At 48.6% G+C, this 17463-nt stretch carries 15 protein-coding genes and 1 riboswitch; of the genes, 10 read left to right on the forward strand and 5 right to left on the reverse strand.

The genetic code is table 11. The features are described from left to right. Positions 1 to 38: 38 nt before the first annotated feature. Entirely contained in the window at positions 39 to 797 is a 759-nt protein-coding gene (locus tag KNP91_RS08775; protein ID WP_214849650.1) for an anti-sigma factor, read from the reverse strand. Further along, on the reverse strand, positions 797 to 1342 hold the full coding sequence (locus KNP91_RS08780) for an RNA polymerase sigma factor (RefSeq protein ID WP_214849653.1): 546 nt from the start codon (positions 1340 to 1342) through the stop codon (positions 797 to 799). Before KNP91_RS08780 ends, KNP91_RS08775 begins: the two co-directional genes overlap by 1 nt. 229 nt (positions 1343 to 1571) lie before the next feature. Between KNP91_RS08780 and KNP91_RS08785 the strand changes: the two genes are divergently transcribed. From KNP91_RS08785 to KNP91_RS08800, 4 genes are all read left to right on the forward strand, one after another. Then, positions 1572 to 1835 (forward strand): metal-sensitive transcriptional regulator, encoded by a 264-nt coding sequence (locus KNP91_RS08785; protein WP_012371399.1) that lies wholly within the window; start codon positions 1572 to 1574, stop codon positions 1833 to 1835. Between the two features lie 148 nt (positions 1836 to 1983). Then, positions 1984 to 2508, forward strand: coding sequence for a YceI family protein (locus tag KNP91_RS08790; RefSeq protein WP_214849655.1), 525 nt, complete (start codon positions 1984 to 1986; stop codon positions 2506 to 2508). 36 nt (positions 2509 to 2544) lie between these two features. Further along, positions 2545 to 3348 carry an SMP-30/gluconolactonase/LRE family protein gene (locus KNP91_RS08795; RefSeq protein ID WP_214767472.1) on the forward strand — a complete coding sequence of 268 codons (804 nt, stop codon included), beginning with the start codon at positions 2545 to 2547 and terminating at the stop codon, positions 3346 to 3348. 102 nt (positions 3349 to 3450) lie between these two features. Then, complete coding sequence (locus KNP91_RS08800) at positions 3451 to 4179, forward strand: MBL fold metallo-hydrolase (RefSeq protein ID WP_214849657.1); 729 nt, start codon at positions 3451 to 3453, stop codon at positions 4177 to 4179. 98 nt (positions 4180 to 4277) lie between these two features. Here the strand turns inward: KNP91_RS08800 and KNP91_RS08805 are convergent, their stop codons facing one another. After that, positions 4278 to 5888, reverse strand: coding sequence for an alpha-glucosidase (locus tag KNP91_RS08805; protein WP_214849659.1), 1611 nt, complete (start codon positions 5886 to 5888; stop codon positions 4278 to 4280). 163 nt (positions 5889 to 6051) lie between these two features. Here KNP91_RS08805 and KNP91_RS08810 point away from each other — a divergent pair, with 163 nt between their 5' ends. The 4 genes from KNP91_RS08810 to KNP91_RS08825 all read left to right on the forward strand — a co-directional run bounded on the left by KNP91_RS08810 (position 6052) and on the right by KNP91_RS08825 (position 10007). Next, the gene (locus KNP91_RS08810; protein ID WP_214849661.1) at positions 6052 to 7239 is read left to right on the forward strand and encodes an aminotransferase class I/II-fold pyridoxal phosphate-dependent enzyme; all 1188 of its coding nucleotides are present in this window, start codon (positions 6052 to 6054) and stop codon (positions 7237 to 7239) included. 62 nt (positions 7240 to 7301) lie between these two features. Beyond that, a riboswitch (SAM riboswitch) is annotated at positions 7302 to 7405 on the forward strand. An 83-nt stretch (positions 7406 to 7488) separates the two neighbouring features. Continuing rightward, entirely contained in the window at positions 7489 to 8502 is a 1014-nt protein-coding gene (locus tag KNP91_RS08815; protein WP_214849664.1) for a methionine ABC transporter ATP-binding protein, read from the forward strand. Next, positions 8492 to 9157: a methionine ABC transporter permease gene (locus KNP91_RS08820; RefSeq protein ID WP_214849667.1), complete on the forward strand. Its 666-nt coding sequence runs from the start codon at positions 8492 to 8494 to the stop codon at positions 9155 to 9157. Before KNP91_RS08815 ends, KNP91_RS08820 begins: the two co-directional genes overlap by 11 nt. Positions 9158 to 9191: 34 nt before the next feature. Then, a complete protein-coding gene (locus KNP91_RS08825) occupies positions 9192 to 10007 on the forward strand; it encodes a MetQ/NlpA family ABC transporter substrate-binding protein (protein ID WP_214849671.1) in 816 nt (271 codons plus the stop codon). A 285-nt stretch (positions 10008 to 10292) separates the two neighbouring features. On the opposite strand, the gene KNP91_RS08830 is transcribed toward KNP91_RS08825, so the two are convergent. Continuing rightward, positions 10293 to 11171 carry a CAP domain-containing protein gene (locus KNP91_RS08830; protein ID WP_214849674.1) on the reverse strand — a complete coding sequence of 293 codons (879 nt, stop codon included), beginning with the start codon at positions 11169 to 11171 and terminating at the stop codon, positions 10293 to 10295. A gap of 358 nt (positions 11172 to 11529) precedes the next feature. On the opposite strand from KNP91_RS08830, the gene KNP91_RS08835 reads away from it, so the two are divergent. Continuing rightward, the gene (locus tag KNP91_RS08835) at positions 11530 to 11886 is read left to right on the forward strand and encodes a hypothetical protein (RefSeq protein ID WP_012371409.1); all 357 of its coding nucleotides are present in this window, start codon (positions 11530 to 11532) and stop codon (positions 11884 to 11886) included. A 24-nt stretch (positions 11887 to 11910) separates the two neighbouring features. On the opposite strand, the gene KNP91_RS08840 is transcribed toward KNP91_RS08835, so the two are convergent. Continuing rightward, a complete protein-coding gene (locus KNP91_RS08840) occupies positions 11911 to 14658 on the reverse strand; it encodes a chitobiase/beta-hexosaminidase C-terminal domain-containing protein (RefSeq protein WP_214849678.1) in 2748 nt (915 codons plus the stop codon). A gap of 760 nt (positions 14659 to 15418) precedes the next feature. Between KNP91_RS08840 and KNP91_RS08845 the strand changes: the two genes are divergently transcribed. Continuing rightward, positions 15419 to 17452, forward strand: coding sequence for a thioredoxin domain-containing protein (locus KNP91_RS08845; protein WP_214849681.1), 2034 nt, complete (start codon positions 15419 to 15421; stop codon positions 17450 to 17452). Positions 17453 to 17463 lie beyond the last annotated feature (11 nt).

Raw genomic sequence — 17463 nt, forward strand, 5'->3', positions numbered from 1 at the left:
ATCGCATCCCCTTACTGTTATCTCTCATTCACTGATTGTTATAACGCGACGGAAGCCACGACTTCGCCGGTCGGTTTTTCTAAATCCGGTTCAGGTTCGACTGTGATGGCGACCGCATCAATTGTTCCGTCTCCTTTGATCGGGAAGACAGCTGCCGCTTCCCCGTCCTGTTCGATGACCCCGTTCGCACGAGGCGTATCACCTTGAATCGTCCAAAGTTGATACAACTCACCCTTCTTCAGCGGCGGTAAATCTTTCAGTTGGACAAGCATGAATTCCTGATCATCTTTTGTAAAAATCATGCTTGACCCCTTAATTGAGGCCGTACTTTCAAAGTTGCCCATTCCTTTGACTTCGTCCATCGCAAACTCTTCCGCCGGAGAAGACTCGTCTTGCGACAAGAAGTAGGCGTTGGCACCAAGTGACAGGATCAAGGCGGCTGCGATACTCATCAACCATCCGAGCGGCACAGACCGTTTTTTCTCTTTCTTCGATCGTACTGCGTCGAGGTCAGACAAGTGCGTCTCCTCTACAGCCGGTTTTTCAACTGCTGCTTGCACCGGTTTTTGTCCTTGTTTCGTCGATCCAAGGACTTCACCGAGAATTCTTGACTTCATGCCGGTTGGTATCGGTCGTTCCGGAAGTGATTCCGCGATGGGCAGCATCAAGTCTTGCATCTCTTGGAGCGCCTGTCTGCAGTCATCACAAGTCGCCAAGTGTGCCTCGAACGCGTCGCGATCGGCAGCTGATAATGTTCCGTTGAAGTAATCGATTAAATCATGACAACGTTCTTCCATCAACGTCCCCTCCCGTCTAGTAATTTCCGGAGTGCCTGGATAGCACTCCTTATTCTGGTTTTCACCGTTCCAAGCGGTAAATTAAGCTGATCTGAAATTTGTTGTTGTGTCAGGCCTTTAAAATAAACGAGTTCAATTAACTCTTGTTGATCGGGTTTCAGTTCATTGACGGCATCGCGGACTTCCGTCGCCGTTTCCCGCTGCATGACCGTCCGTTCGACCGGTTCATCATATCCGCCGTCTCGCTCCTCGACTTCAATCGTCGGTTGGCGTTTCTCGCGTCTCAGACAGTCGAGCGCTGCATTGCGGGTAATCGTTAATATCCAAGAGGAGAACTTTCCTTTATCGGTATTAAAATCGACCCGTCCGTTCCAAATCTTCATCCAGACTTCCTGGATGACTTCTTCTGATAAACGATCATTGTTCGTAAAGCGATGAGCGAATGAGAACAACAGTCTTTCATACTTGTCATACAGTACTTCGAGAGCTTGTTCATCTCCACTGCGCATCTGATGATAAAGCGATTCATCGGATTGAGTATGCATCCTTCTCCTCCTTGGTGATCAGTCAGCCTTATCATATAGTATACGCAAGCTGACGCAAAATCGTTTTAGTTTTTTCACTTTATTTCATTTTTTTGTCCACCACATCCATATTCCCTATTCCTCTGAAAAATATAGCTGAAAAAAGCGGTTAGATTGACAGCAATACCGTGATGGGCATAGCATAAAGGTATCGAACAGACGGATTGCATCTTAGAATGGAGGAAAATGAATGGATTACGATCGTAAAATGAAGAACCGGGTCAGCCGGATCGAAGGACAACTTCGCGGTATCTTGCGAATGATGGAAGAAGGACAGGATTGCCGTGATGTCATCACGCAACTGTCGGCTGCCCGCTCCGCCATTGACCGGACGATTGGTGTCGTCGTCAGCTCCAATCTGATCGAGTGTGTCAAAGAAGCCGAACAATCCGGCGAAGGACAGACGGAGGAATTGGTTAAGGAAGCCGTGAACTTGCTGGTAAAAAGCCGCTAATCGATTCCTTGGAATCGTTGATAGTCTTGCTCTGCTTGGATGCGGTGCAAGACTTATTTTTGTTTCCGCTGTATGTTTTGGAATCGAGATAAAAAGGAACAATAAAAGGCATGACGAAAAGTGACTTGAACATGAGGAGGAACCGAATATGGCTACGTATCAACTCGATCAGGACCACAGCTCCATCACATTCTCAGTCAAACACATGATGATTTCAAAGGTTAAAGGAGAGTTTCGTGACTTTACCTTCGATGTCAGTGGAGAAGCACATGATTTGGAAAACGCTTCTGCTGTCGTAACGATTCCGGTCGCTACGATAGACACACGCAGTGCGGACCGCGATACACATTTGAAATCAGCTGATTTCTTCGATGTCGAGCAGTATCCGAACATTACTTACCGTGTGACTTCGTTTAAAAAACACTCCGGTGACGAATATGAAGTGACCGGTGATTTGACGATTAAGGATGTTACGCGGACAGAAACGTTTAAGGTCGAGTATGAAGGCAGCGGTGTTGATCCTTGGGGTAATACACGTTCCGGTTTTGAAGTCGACGGGAAGATCAAACGGGAAGACTACAATCTCATCTGGAACGTCGCGCTCGAAGCCGGAGGTGTTCTGGTCGGCAGTGATGTGAAGTTCCAATTGCACCTCGAGTTCATTCACGGGTAATTATTAGAGATCATAGTAGATGTAGGGGGAAATCAGATGACAGTTTCACTTTTTATTGATGTTGCATGTAAGACCGGGGAGTCGCCCGTCTATGACGCTAAAACAAAACGATTTTATTTCGTCGATATTCCGGGCAAGCTTCTTTTTTCATATGATTTAACGACAGAGGCTTTAAAACCGTACCAAGTACCAAGTGCCATCACCTCGATCGCTTTGACGGATGCGCCGGATTTCCTTCGTGTCACGTCGGCACATGGTTTCGGAACGTTTGATTTAAAGGAAGGACACCTCTCACTGGAAACCCAATTGACGCTTCCTGACTCCGACCGGATGAATGACGGGAAACTTGATCCATCGGGTCAGTATGTGGCCGGAAGTATCAATGAAGAGGACGGCGAGACCGCTTCCCTCTATCGTCTGCGTCATGACGGTTCCGTCGATGTCCTCCTCGAAAACTTAACGAACTCGAACGGACTCGTTTGGTCCGAGGACGGTAAGACACTCTATCACATCGATACGCCGACGAAAAAAGTCTATGCCTTCGACTATGCTGCTGATCAACCGTTGACAAACCGCCGGGTGGCCATCGACTTAGAGGACGAAGACGGTTTCCCGGATGGTATGACCAAAGACACGGAAGGTCATGTCTTCATCGCCCATTATGCCGGATCATGCTTAACACGCTGGAATCTTGAAACCGGTGAAAAACTCGCCCAGATTGATTTCCCGGTTTCGAACCCGACTTGTCCGATTCTGTACGAAGACCGTCTACTGGTCACGACAGCAGCAGACGGGGACGATTCCGAACATGCCGGAGCCGTTTTCGAAGTGACGTATTAACACATTTGCTCCCTCACGAGAGGGAGTTTTTTTGTAGACGTCTGTACTAAAACAGGCGATACTAAAACAGAAGTGTATATTATGACGAGGGAGTGTAATCGGATGCACATTTCGACGATCGAACGACTTCATCAACTGCAAACAACGCCGTCCTTCTTCCCGGTCAACTGTTACTTATTTGAAGAAGCGGACAGCCTCACCCTGATTGATACGGGGATTTCACTGAATGCCAAAGCGATTTATTCCGTCATCAAGTCGTTTGACAAACCGTTACAGTCCATCATCCTGACTCATGCACATGCCGATCACGTCGGATCCCTTGATTTTTTAGCAAGTGCTTTCCCGCTTGCCGAAGTCTCGATCAGTTACCGGGATGCGGCTCTCCTCAGCGGGGATGAGTCGTTGCGCGAAGGCGAGACGACACCGCTGAAAGGCGGCATTCCAAAAAACATCAAAACCCGTCCGGACCGGTTGCTCGAAAGCGGTCAACAGATCGGCAGTTTAAGTGTCATTGCTTCTCCGGGACACACACCGGGTTCCATCTCCCTGTGGCATGAAGGTAGTCGGACGTTGATTGCCGGTGACGCTTTCCAAACTCAGGGTGGTCTGGCGGTTTCGGGGGACACGCGTTGGCAGTTCCCCTTCCCGTCACTTGCGACCTGGGATAAGGAAGTCGCCCTCCAATCGGCACATCAGTTGACGGAATTGACACCGGACGTCCTGGCAGTCGGTCACGGACCGCTCGTCGTCGCTCCGAGCTTTGACATGCGCCAGGCAGTCAATCGGTTCGAACAGGTCTTATCCTCGAAAAAACGAAATGGTTATGCGTAAGCATCAGCCGGACAAAAAATCCGGACACCTTCCTGCTCCTCATTCCTTGATGAAGAGTAGAAGCTGTCCGGATTTTTTCTGTTGACTGTTCCCGCCGTTTACGGCATTTCGTATTGGTACAACCGGGCTTCGTACGGTGCTAATCGATTGATGTCAGCCGTATCATAATTCGTCAGAATCAGCTGCTCTTCCGGTAAGCCGAACGTCGTCGTAACCGGTTCATCATGGACGTTTAACACCACCCGCCATGTTACCCCGTCAAGGACTCGCTCATAAACATACAGGTACGGATCTTGAATGGCTAAATCACGATAGATGCCGTAAACCATGACCGGATGGGTCTTTCGTAAATCGATTAATTTTCGGTAAAATGCCAGCACGGAATTCGGATCCTGTTCCGCCGCTTCGACATTGATTTCACGGTAGTTCGGATTGACCGCCATCCATGGTGTCCCTATGGTAAATCCGGCTGCTTTGCCCGTATTCCACTGCATCGGTGTCCGTGAGTTGTCACGTGCCCGTAACTGCATCGACGACAGGACCGTTCCGGGCGATTCGCCGGCCGCAATCCGCTCGGCGTATTGATTCCGAAACGCCACGTCCTGATAGGACTCCGGGTCCGAAAAACGAATGCCGGTCATGCCGATTTCTTCCCCTTGATAAATATACGGGATGCCCGGTAACGTATGAAGCATCAAGCCCAGTAGCTTGGCACTTTCGACACGATACCGTTCGCTTCCGAACCGGGTCACCTGACGGGTGTGGTCATGGTTATTCAAAAACTGTGACGCGACTCCGCTCGGATAAAGCGCTTCGTACCAGCGCTTCTGGATTTGTTTGAAGCGCGGTAAATCCATCGTCTCCATGTCGTCCGCGACTTCAAAGTGAAACAAGGTTCGCAACTCATCTCGTTCTTCGCCGACATACAGCAATCCGTCTTCCGGTCCGACGAACGGAATTTCACCGACGGTAAAGAGGTCCGTCCCCGCCAACACTTCCCGGTGCATCTCCTGCAACAACTCGTGAATGCCCGGCTGATTCCCTAAGTACGATAAATCCAAAGGATCCGCGACATCATCGTACGTCGCCCGTTTCTTGATCAGATTGATGACATCCATCCGGAAGCCGTCGATTCCCTTGTCGGCCCACCAGTGCATCATCGAATAAACAGCTTCCCGTACAGCCGGTTGTTCCCAGTTCAAGTCCGGCTGTTCGGACGCAAACGAATGGAAATAATACTGTTCGCGCGTCTCATCCCACGTCCAGGGACTCGGTGCGAAATAGGAGCGCCAATTGTTCGGCGGTGTTCCTTTGACTCCGTCCTGCCAAATGTACCAATCGGCCTTCTCGTTCGTCCGACTGCTGCGGGATTCCTTAAACCACGCATGTTGATCACTCGTATGATTGACGACTAAATCAAGAATCAATTTCAGCCCCCGTTCATGCGCTGCTGTAATCAATGCTTCCAGGTCGGACATCGTTCCCGCCTTTTTCATGATGGTATAGTAGTCGGAAATATCGTAGCCATTGTCGACATCCGGTGATGTATAACAGGGATTTAACCAGATGACATCGACACCAAGCGACGCGATGTAATCCAACTTTTCCATCACCCCGCGTAAATCGCCCATTCCATCTCCATCCGAATCCTTAAAACTGCGCCAATACACTTGATAGACAACGGCTTCTTTCCACCAGGCTCGATTCATCCCATCAGCTCCTTTGTGATTCAATCGTCTTCTAGTTCAGTGTATCAAAAACACGAAAGCTATCGGTTCTTTTTACCAATTATCAGCAGTTATTAAAAAACTCTTTTATTTTTTCTGAAAATTCGTTATCCTTGACGACAATACCCAACAAGGAGGAAGACAAATGAAACATTTTGCCCCATCGATCGCGATTGATCGGTTACCCGCTCCGGTCTTCGCTGAGCTTGCCCAGCGAATTGGTTCCGTCAAAGCCGCCGGCCACGATGTCATCACGCTTGGTCAAGGAACACCGGATCAGACGACACCTGTACATATTCTAGATGCCTTAAAAGAGGCGATTAATGACGCGGCGAATCTCCAGTATCCGCCGTTTCGCGGCCATGATTTCCTCAAACAGGCCGTTGCTGACTTTTATCAGACGGAGTTTGGTGTAACGATTGATCCGGCTTCCGAAGTCGCCATTCTGCTCGGAAGTAAAGCGGGCATCGTCGCGTTACCGCAAACGATCGTCAATCCGGGCGAAGGCGTCATCGTTCCGGATCCCGGCTACCCCGACTACCTGTCCGGTGCGGCCCTTGCCGGAGCTTACCCGATTACCTTGCCGCTCCTTGCGGAAAATGCCTTTTTACCCGACTACACGCTGCTCGATACGACGGACGTCGAACGGGCTCGGATGCTGTTCCTCAACTATCCGAGTAATCCGACTGGTGCGACCGCGACGGCGGAAGCTTTTGAACAGACCGTCGCCTTCGCTGACGCGAACGACATCTGCGTCGTCCATGACCTGGCGTACGGCGGCATCAGCTTTGACGGTCCGACCCGAAGCTTCCTCCAGACGGAAGGCGCAAAAAATGTCGGAATCGAACTGTTTTCGTTATCGAAACGCTTTAATATGTCCGGTTTCCGGATTGCCTTCGCGATTGGTAACCCGTCCGTCATCTCAAGTATCGAGACGTACCAGGAACACTTATACGTCAGTGCCTTCACACCGATCCAGCATGCGGCGACGGTTGCCCTCTCAAGCGATCAGACGTGTGTCCGCGAACTCAGTGCCCTGTATGAAGCGCGTCGTGATGCCTTATTCGGTAAATTACAGGAGATTGGATGGGAAGGACCGGTCCCGGGTGGTTCGTTCTTCGTTTGGTTGCCGGTCCCGTCCGGCTTTACGTCGCAAAGCTTTACCGACCATCTGCTCGACGAAGCACACGTCGCTGTCACACCGGGACATTTCTTTGGTGAATACGGTGAAGGCTACGTCCGGATCAGCCTGATTGCCGACGCCGAACGATTGGTCGAAGCTGCCGAACGGATCGGTCAGTTGAATCTGTTTCAACAAACAGTTGCGGAATAATTCCGAAAAAATGTTTGACAAATGGGAATGATTTCCGTTACAGTAAGTCCCAACAGCATATCTACTTATCGAGAGCGACCGAGGGATTAGGCCCAACGACGTCCGGCAACCACCTTTAAGGAACGGTGCCACATCCTACAGAATGTTTCATTCTGAGAGATAAGTTACGAAATCTTACACTTCGTCGCTTTTTTCTGGTTGCTCTTAACTGGAAAAAGGCGATTTTTTTGTATAGGGAGGAAACAGCAGATGATTGAATTCAAAGGCATCACCAAACGGTTCGTACGTGACCGGACACCGATTTTCGCCCTGCGTGACGTCAACTTAACGATTCAGCAAGGAGAAATTTTTGGCATCATCGGTGAATCCGGTGCCGGAAAAAGTACGTTGCTGCGCTTGATCAACGGACTCGAAACACCGACCCAAGGAACGGTCAAAGTATCAGGTGTCAAACTGTCCGATTTATCCAAAGGCAGCCTAAGAGAGTTGCGCCTGAAGATCGGAATGATCTTTCAACATTTCCAATTGATTCAATCGCGGAACGTTTCCGACAACATCGGATTTGCCTTAAAAGCAGCCGGCGTCAAACGCAGTGAGTTCCCAAGCCGAATTAAAGAACTTGTCACGCTAGTCGGACTTGAAGGATTTGAGACGAACTTCCCAAGTCAACTCAGTGGCGGACAAAAACAACGGGTCGGGATTGCCCGCGCCCTTGCGAATAATCCGAGCGTCCTGTTATGTGACGAAGCCACGTCCGCTCTCGATCCAGTCACGACACTGCAAATCCTGGATTTGCTGAAGGACTTGAATGAACGGCTTGGCTTGACGATCATCCTGATCACCCATGAAATCGATGTCGTCAAACAAATCTGCCACCGCGTTGCCGTCATGGCGCAAGGTGAAGTCGTCGAAGTTGCGAACACCTACGACATATTTAGTCAGCCGACCCATGACGTCACAAAACATTACGTCGACACGGCACTCCAAATCGAATTGCCGGAACGGATACTCCGGACAACACCCGGCAAAATCATCCGTCTGCAATTCACGGGAGAAAAGACCGGTGAGAGCACGCTGTCAGAAGCGATCAAACAGTTTGATATTTCCGTCAGCATCCTCCACGGAAAGGTCGATTATATTCAAAACGTTGCCTTCGGAGTCCTGATCGTCAGCTTGACAGGTCCGACGCTTCATGTGAACCGGGCTCTGACATGGCTCGAAGAACAACTCCACACGCTTGAGGTGATCCAGGATGTGGCTTGAACGAGTTGAAATCATGTTACCGGATCTTGCGAAAGCTTTAGCGGAGACGGCGTTGATGGTCGGGATTTCCCTCGGTTTTGCGCTCGTCGTCGGGATTCCACTCGGGATTTTACTGTTCATCACGGACCGGGGACTGTTTTTCCAAAACGTCGTCGTTCGCAGCATCTTGGACTTTTTCGTCAATATCGTCCGTTCGTTGCCGTTCATCATCCTGCTCGTCGCCTTAATTCCGCTGACCCAACTGTTACTGGATAATACAATCGGACCAACAGCCGCTTCCGTCAGCCTGAGTGTTGCTGCGATTCCGTTTCTCGCCCGGCTGGTCGAGACATCACTCCGGGAGATTCCCCCGGGATTGATTGAAGCAGCGGAAGCGTGCGGGGCTACGCCGGTCCGGATCATCATCAGTGCCCTGTTACCGGAAGCTCTTCCCGGGATCATTCAAGCCGTGACCTTGACGACGATCAGCCTGATCGGTTTTTCCGCAATGGCTGGTATCGTCGGTGGCGGTGGCGTTGGTGACCTTGCCATCCGCTTCGGCTATTACCGGTACGATAATGTCGTCATGATCGTGACGATCGTCGTCCTCGTCATCATTGTTCAAAGTATTCAGGGGCTCGGCAATGTTCTGGCCCGTCGTGCTGATAAACGTTAACCACACATAGAGAATCGTAAGGGAGAGAATGAATATGAAAAAACGTTATGCCTTTTTAGCAACAGGACTACTCGGAGCCGGAATTCTTGCCGGTTGCGGTGACGGCAGCGCCAAAGAAGAGAACAAGTCGATCAAGATCGGAGCGACAAGCGGTCCTTACAGCGATATGGTCAAAGAAGCGATCCAGCCCGGTCTTGAAAAGAAAGGATACGACGTTGAAATCGTCGAGTTCGGGGATTATATTCAACCGAACATTGCGCTTGGCAGTGGTGATATCGATGCCAACCTGTTCCAGCATTCGATTTATCTGAAGACGTTTGCGAAGGAAAAGAACCTCGATCTTAAAGGACTGATTACCGTCCCGACGGCACCGATGGGACTATACAGCAAATCCTACAAGTCGCTTGATGACGTCAAGACGGGAGCGGAAGTCGCGACACCAAACGATCCGACGAACCAGGCCCGGGCACTGAATCTGTTGGCTGAACAAGGTTGGATTGAACTCAAAGCCGACGCGGACCCGTTGACGGTCTCTGAAAAAGATATCGCAAAGAATCCGAAGAAACTTGTCATCAAACCCCTCGAGGCCGCTCAACTGCCGCGTGCCATTGACAGTGTCGATATCTCTGCCGTTCCGGGAAACTTTGCGTTAGCTGCGAAATTTGATTTACTCGATGCACTGGCACTCGAAAAAATGGATGAGCAGTACCGCAACCTGGTCGCCATCAAAACTTCTAATGCAGATAAACAACTGGCGAAAGACTTAACGGCTGTCGTCAAATCGGATGACTTTAACGCTGTCATCGAAAAGTCCTTTAAAGGCTTCAGTAAACCCGAGTGGGCAAACTGACATAACTCTTTTTGTCTATTAGTTCATCTAAAGATGATATAAAACCCCTGAAACAGCTGCCTCCCCTTACAAAAAGGAGGTGGAACGGTTTCAGGGGTTTTCCATTGAATGATGACGCTTTGAGAAGACAAGGCTTCGTCAATCAAAAGCCCGCTCTCATTTTTAAAGATAGGATTCAAATCTAGATGGTGCGTCATCCATCTACAGATTGATTCACACAAAAGAACCCCAATTTCTCTTTCGCGAAATCGGGGTGATACGTATATTTTCGTTTTAAATGTTACTTCAGGGCGTCCGGAAATTAATCGTAAAGTACGGTGCATTGTCACGGAACGCGACACCGGTATCCGCCTGTTCGAAGGTCTTGTTCATGATGTTATCACGGTGTCCTTTGGAGTTCATCAAGCCCCAGTGCGCTGCAAAGACATTCGGATAGCCCATCGACAGATTTTCTCCGGCTGCCGAGAAGCGGATCCCGTTTTCTTTCATTCGAGCAAACGGGTTACGTCCTTCCGGATCGGTATGAGAGAAGAAATTATTCTTCGCCATGTTTTCGCTGTGTGCCCGCGTGACCGGTTTTAAGGGACTGTACGGTGTCAGCGCTCCGAGCTTATAATCGGCCCGGTCCCAGTTCATCAGACGCAACATCAGCTTCTCATCTGTCGTTCGCAAGGCAGTGGACGCCTTGCCGTAAAATCCGCTTTTCTTCGCTTCGACTTCTTTTGGGATCGCGAGTGTCGCTTTGACTTTATCGCCGTCGTGCTGATCAAAGAAATACGTCACGTACCGGTCATTCTTTTCATAGACGGCGGCATGATCGAGATTCAGCAAATAGTTCGTATTGCCTTTCCGGTACGACTTGACGGCTTTCCAGCCTTTTTTCGCAAGGGTCGATTCCGTGTCTTTATTTAAGACGGCCCCTTGCGTCGTCACACCGTTTTTCGAACGGTACTTTCCGTAATCCTTTCCGTCTTTCGTCAACGCCACGAACTCCTCTGTTGCCGTCCGCCTGACTTCCCAGTCATAACCCGGGTATTCACTTGTATATCGATCAATCAGCGTTCCGCCGCTTTTCGGGTAATCCGCTTCTGCTTGTTCCATCGGGGTATTCTCATAACTGAAGAAAGCGACCGCTGCTACTCCGAGTACTAACCACTTTTTCATGTACCTTTCGCCTCCTCATGTCTTCCATTACCCTAATTTTAAAAGAAATGCGTCTGTTCGAACAGTCTAAGCTGTCGTTTCAAGTGAAATCACACGATTCCCTGTTCCGCTTCACAGTTTTGACACATCTCAGATTTTTTGTGCAAAAGAGGTCTGACGTCTTTATTTATCGCATTCTCACACCATTATCATACATAAAATAAACTATTCTTTCCCTGTTGTTAAAATGTGTGAACATTCTTTTATTTTTATTCCCTTTAAATGTTGTTGCCGTTCCTGAAAACCCTCGCTATCATTAGAACTCGTAAGGAAAAAATAAGGAAATTCTATATAACCTCTACTTCCAAAGGAGTATGCCATGATTCTACTTTATTTTATCTATGAATCGATTACGTTTTTACCGATTCAACAGTATCTGTTTTCCGGATGGCTCATTTTAGTGTTGTTGACTGTCTCATTCAGTCTCGCTAATGCCCATGAAGAAGTCCATATCAGTCAACGGTTCGGTTTCGAACTCCTTGTTCCGGGTGTCGGTCATCTGTTACGCAAACAATTTCTTCCCGGTCTTGCCATTATCCTGTTATTGATCATCATTCATTTTACGTACATGTTCCGTGTCATCCCGTTAAACCTCGCGTTACTGCTTACCCTCACGATTAGTCTGCTGTCCTTTTTCTCTCTCTTTATCCGAATACACAAAAAAGCGGACAATTAAGTCCGCTTTTTTTAATACAACCGCTTAGTATTTCGTTGTTTCTTTTAATTTGTAACCATTCGACAGTTCAAGCCAAATCGTTTTGCCTTTTTTCGTTTTTACCTGGATATACGGACGTCCTTGAGAAACACGGAGTTCAAGTAAATCACCTTGTTGATCGGCATGTGTTTCGCTCGCTTTGTCCCATTTCCCGGCTAGTTTGCGTTCGATGAAGATATGGTTCCCTTTTTGAACGGCACGCCATTTTCCGATTTCCGCTTTTCCGTTAACGGCGACAGCACTTTCCATCCCTTGAATCGAAATGATGGCTGGATCGTGGTCACTCGCGCTACCGTCTGCTTCCATATAATCCGAGTTGATGTTGACGATATCAGAAGACGTATACGGCTTCAGGTTTTTTGAAATCAGAACATGGTCGAGAACCTGTGCGTTTCCGTTATAGACGTAAGAATAACGTTCCGATTTCGGAAGATCATCCACTGTATTCCAAAGGTTGTCGCCTTTTAAGATATCCAGTGTTTTCGAGAACTGGAAGTCATTCAAGTCACCGAGTACGACGACATTTGAATCTTTGACTTCTGTTTCCAGTTCATTAACGAAGTTTTGGACGATTCCGGCAATCGCATGACGCTGTACTTCACTCTTACGAACGACCGGCTGATTTTTACCAAAGTCTGCTCCATCGCCGCCTTTAGAGTTAAAGTGGTTGACGATGACATGATACGATTCGCCTTTGAAGATGAATTCTCCGACGAGTGGTTTACGTGAGCTGTCGAAGTTTGGATCGTTCGGCTGAATCCGACCCGGGTTGTTCGTCAGCTTACCGTTTTCGACGGCAACGGCTTGTGTCGCTGTTCCTTTTACGCCTGGTGCAAGTGAGACGCGCGCCGGATTGTAGAGGAAGCCGACACGGATGTTTCCGCCCGGTTGTCCGCCGTCTTTTTTATCTTCCGGTGCGATATCCGTATACGCATAGCGGACACCTGTTTTCGCTTCGATTGCGGCAATCAATGTCTCAAACGATTTCGATGCATCGACCGTACCGCTGTCTGTCGCACCATCGTTATCCTGCATTTCTGTCAAACCGACGATATCTGGTGTTTTCAGGAATGTCGCGATCCCTTCCGATACACGATCGACTTTTCCGGCATCTGCCGTCGAAGCAAAGTTTTCCACGTTGTATGAAGCAACTGTCAGACGTGAATCGCCCGTTTCAATGTTCGTCGGTTGACGATCGACTTCACTCGTAATCAGCTTCGGCAGATCCGCTGCTTTCGCGAGTACTTTATACGCCGAATAGTTATAGCTCATGACCCCTTCGATTGTTCCTTCGAAACGGTCCCCTGATTTCGCACGGTACGAGCTGCTGCCCATTTCAACGAACAGTCGCTCCGGATTGGCGTTATCTTCTGTCAGGATTGGTGTACCGCGTTTCGTATAGATTTTATCTGCTGTTTGCGTACGAACTGGAATCGTCCGGTTGGCCTGTGGTCCCGTAACGATGGCATTCGGAAGTGCGACACGCATCCCCTCCACACTTTCGTATAGATCAATCGCATCTTCAGCCGGATCAAATTCAGCAAATGAATCGTTGTCGATGACTTTCGTCGGAATCAAGACACCGTTTTCCCCGAGAACGATACTTGCCGGCAATCCTGAGTTCAATGCGCCCTTCACAAGATTGACGGTACTGATTTCCGTCACCGCGAGATCCGTATCAAACTTGTCGCTGTATCCGCCAAGCAACCATTCCTTGACGTATCCTGTCGTTGCAACGGTCTGTCCGACGGCTGCGCCGTGGTTCTTCGCATACACTAAAATTCCTTCAGACGTTTTACTGTTGTTATCCGGATTTGGATCCTGCATGTAGAAGTTATTCGCATCGACGACATAGGTGACGACACCCGTCGTCCGGACAAGTTGATCCGCGTATGGTGATGTATGCGCGATTCCTTGAATGCTGCTGATTTTCGTGATTGGAGGTGCGATGTAGTATTTGAATGTCGAAACAGCAGACGTTTTTCCGTCTTTGACAGCTACTGCCTGAATCGTCATTTCTTCATTAATTGTAATCGGACCCGAGTAGACCGGACTCTCAGCAGTCGGTGTTGATCCGTCAACGGTATAATGGATCGTACCTTCTCCGTTTAACGTCACTTGATCGCCGCGATCGACTTCTCCGACCGGTGATGCCGTCGGTGCGACTAAAATGTCTCCGGCTTCAGCAGCGTGCGTCCCGAGATTTGTTAACGTGTCGACCGGGAAGCTTGTCCATTGTGACGGTTCGTATGTTTTCGAACCGGCTGTTACGTTTGAGTTCCGGACAAGTGTCGTATCTTTCGCGAAATCAGCACTGGAGCCGACCGGACCGATGATATCAAGGACGACATCACCCTTTTTCAAGGCAACCGGATCGTTTCCGTTAAAGTTGAGTGAACCTGTTGTTTGTTGGGCTTTTCCTTTAATGTCTGCGTTTGCACTTGAATTGGCAATGACAAATGTTTTCCCCGGCTCAAGCGTTCCGGACAGGGTAATTTTTGACTCTGTCGGTCCACCATTCGTATATTGAACAAGCGTGTAATCTGAAAGATTGATGATTTGACCCGAACCATTATAAATTTCAATCGCTTTGTTGTTGCTTGACCCCTCTATGTACTCGGACAAGATGACGCCTTCGCCTTCTGCCCCGACCGTAATGCCTGCTTGTGGAAGAATTCCTGCTGTTAATGCTCCGACCAATGCCCACTTCCCAAACGTACTGACGTTCTTCATGATGTTGACCCCCTATGAATTTTCTGACACTTCTTTATATTATCAGATTAATTCATGAATAGTGTATATTTTATGTAAAAAAAGACACTAATATTCGTAAAAGAATTAATTGTTAACGCTTACAAAAAATAATCATTCGTCTTTACGTAAAGAATGTTAAGATTCATTTGTATATTAATTTTAAAAAAAGGCATAAAAAAAACACCTTTTCAGCGTGTCTGTTTTTTTAGGTGTCATGGGAATCGAGGATACAGGTGATCAAAACACCTGAAACGACGAAAGCCCTACCTCTCTTTCGTTGTTACGGCTCCTTGGCCGCGCCAGCTGAATCAAGCGTTTTAGCAAGAATCAAGTTACGCGTTGGGTTGCGTATTTACTGGGATTTTTAGAATTTCGCTCGGAAATGAGCTGAAAAGTATCGAATGGAAGGTTTATCTTGCTGGGTCAACTTCTTCTCGTTCAACAGAAGAAGGACAAAATAAAAGCGATGACTTATGTCTGACTCATTTGTCAGTAAGGTCTAAAAATCCTGACCTGATTATTAAATTGTGTATTTTTGTGATGGATTCTCACATGAGTGATCATCCCCGATTCATGACAAAATTTAATATACCACGTTTTATTTTATAAAGTCAATCTTTTTTAAGAAACTTCTATTTTGGATACGGGTCCTTTTGTTGATTCATCTCCCGAACACCGGTATCGTTAAGGTTACCAAAAGACGACTGACTATTACTATAGAAGAAACGAGGTTTTAGAGATGGCGACGAATCGACTGATCAATGAAAAAAGTCCTTATTTACTCCAACACGCCACCAATCCGGTTGATTGGTATCCATGGGGGGAAGAAGCGTTTGCCGCTGCCCGTTCGGCGAACAAACCGATTTTCCTGTCGATTGGCTATTCGACCTGTCATTGGTGCCATGTTTTGGCACACGAAAGCTTCGAAGACGAAGAAACGGCCCGGATGCTGAATGACCGGTTCATCTCGATCAAAGTCGACCGGGAAGAACGACCGGATATCGATCAGATTTATATGACGGCGGCCCAACTGATGAACGGACAGGGCGGTTGGCCGCTCAGCGTCTTCATGTCCCCCGATCAGACGCCGTTTTACATCGGCACCTATTTTCCGAAGACACCGCAGTTCAACCGCCCGAGCTTCCGGCAGGTTCTGTTGCAACTCAGTGAACATTACCGGACCGATCCGGACAAAATCAAACGAGTCGGACGAGAAATCATTCAGGCGTTAACGGCGGTCACGACCTTCGACTCAGAGGATCCACTGGATGAGGCATTGGTCCACGAGACATTTGATCAGGCGATGCGTCAGTATGATGTGGAGAACGGCGGGTTTGGCACAGCTCCTAAGTTCCCATCGCCTTCGTTGCTGACTTTCCTGCTCGATTATTACCGGTTCGCAGAAGATGAGACCGCCTTGCAAATGGTCATGCGGACCTTAACCGCGATGCGGGATGGCGGAATCACCGATCACGTTGGATTCGGTCTTTACCGGTATACGGTCGATGAACGCTGGGAAATCCCGCATTTTGAAAAAATGTTGTATGACAATGCCTTATTTGCGACATTATGTATCGAAACGTATCAAGTATCGGGCAGAGAACGGTTTAAACAATATGCGGAAGAAATTTTTGCGTACATCGAACGCGATTTGTCCTCTCCGGACGGTGCCTTTTATTCGGCAGAAGATGCGGACAGCGAAGGTCGCGAAGGTCTTTTTTATACGTTCACATTCGATGAACTGACGGATTTACTCGGACAAGACGCCGTTTTCCCGCTCCTCTATCAAGCCACGCCTCAAGGAAACTTCGAAGGGCGGATTGTTTTTCGGCGGACCGGTCAATCGATTCAGCAACTCTCGGCTGATCGAAATACCGCTGTCCAAGATATCCTGATCCAACTCGAGCAGGAGCGCCGGACCTTGTTGCTCTTCCGTAGTCAAAGGACCCGTCCGTTCCGTGACGATAAGGTCTTGACGTCTTGGAACGCCTTGATGATTTCTGCCTATGCGAAAGCAGGACGTGTTTTTAACGATGAGCGGTATACAGAGCGTGCCCGACAGGCTTTGACGTTCCTTGAGACCCATTTGATGGACGACGACCGGTTACACGTCCGGTACCGTCAAGGTCATATTCAAGGAAACGGTTATCTCGATGACTACAGTTTCTTGACGGAAGCTTATCTCGAGCTGCATCAAACGACACAGCACATCCCCTATCTCAAGCAGGCAATCCGGCTGACGGAACGGATGATCGGGGACTTCTCTGACGAAGACGGCAGCTTTTTCTTTACTTCATTTGAGGATGAGACGTTACTCATGCGGCCGAAAGATGTTTATGACGGCGTCAAACCGGCCGGTAACAGCACGGCTGTCTCGAATCTGCTTCGTTTATCCCAGCTGACAGGCCGGACCGACTACCGGGATCAGGCCCAGCGGAACTTCTCGACGCTTGCTTCCGAAATTAAATCTCAACCGACCGGTTTCGCCAGTCTTCTGAGTGTCTACACGCGGACGTTGATGGAACCAAAGGAGTTGATCGTGTTGACGGAATCTTACACGGACGTCGCCTCGTTTCTGACGCAGCTCCATCAGCGCCGCCTGCCTGAACTTTCACTGCTCGTCGGTTCAAAAACGGACTTGCTCGAAATCGCTCCATTCCTTGCCACGTACGATGCTCCGACTCGACAGGCGACAGCCTATCTTTGTCATGATTTTCAATGCGACCGACCGACGACTAATCTGTCGGAACTTTTTCAAAAAATCATGATATGACTTAATTCCCT

Origin of the sequence: Exiguobacterium sp. s138 (genome assembly GCF_018618775.1) — a bacterium.
Taxonomy (GTDB): domain Bacteria; phylum Bacillota; class Bacilli; order Exiguobacteriales; family Exiguobacteriaceae; genus Exiguobacterium_A; species Exiguobacterium_A artemiae.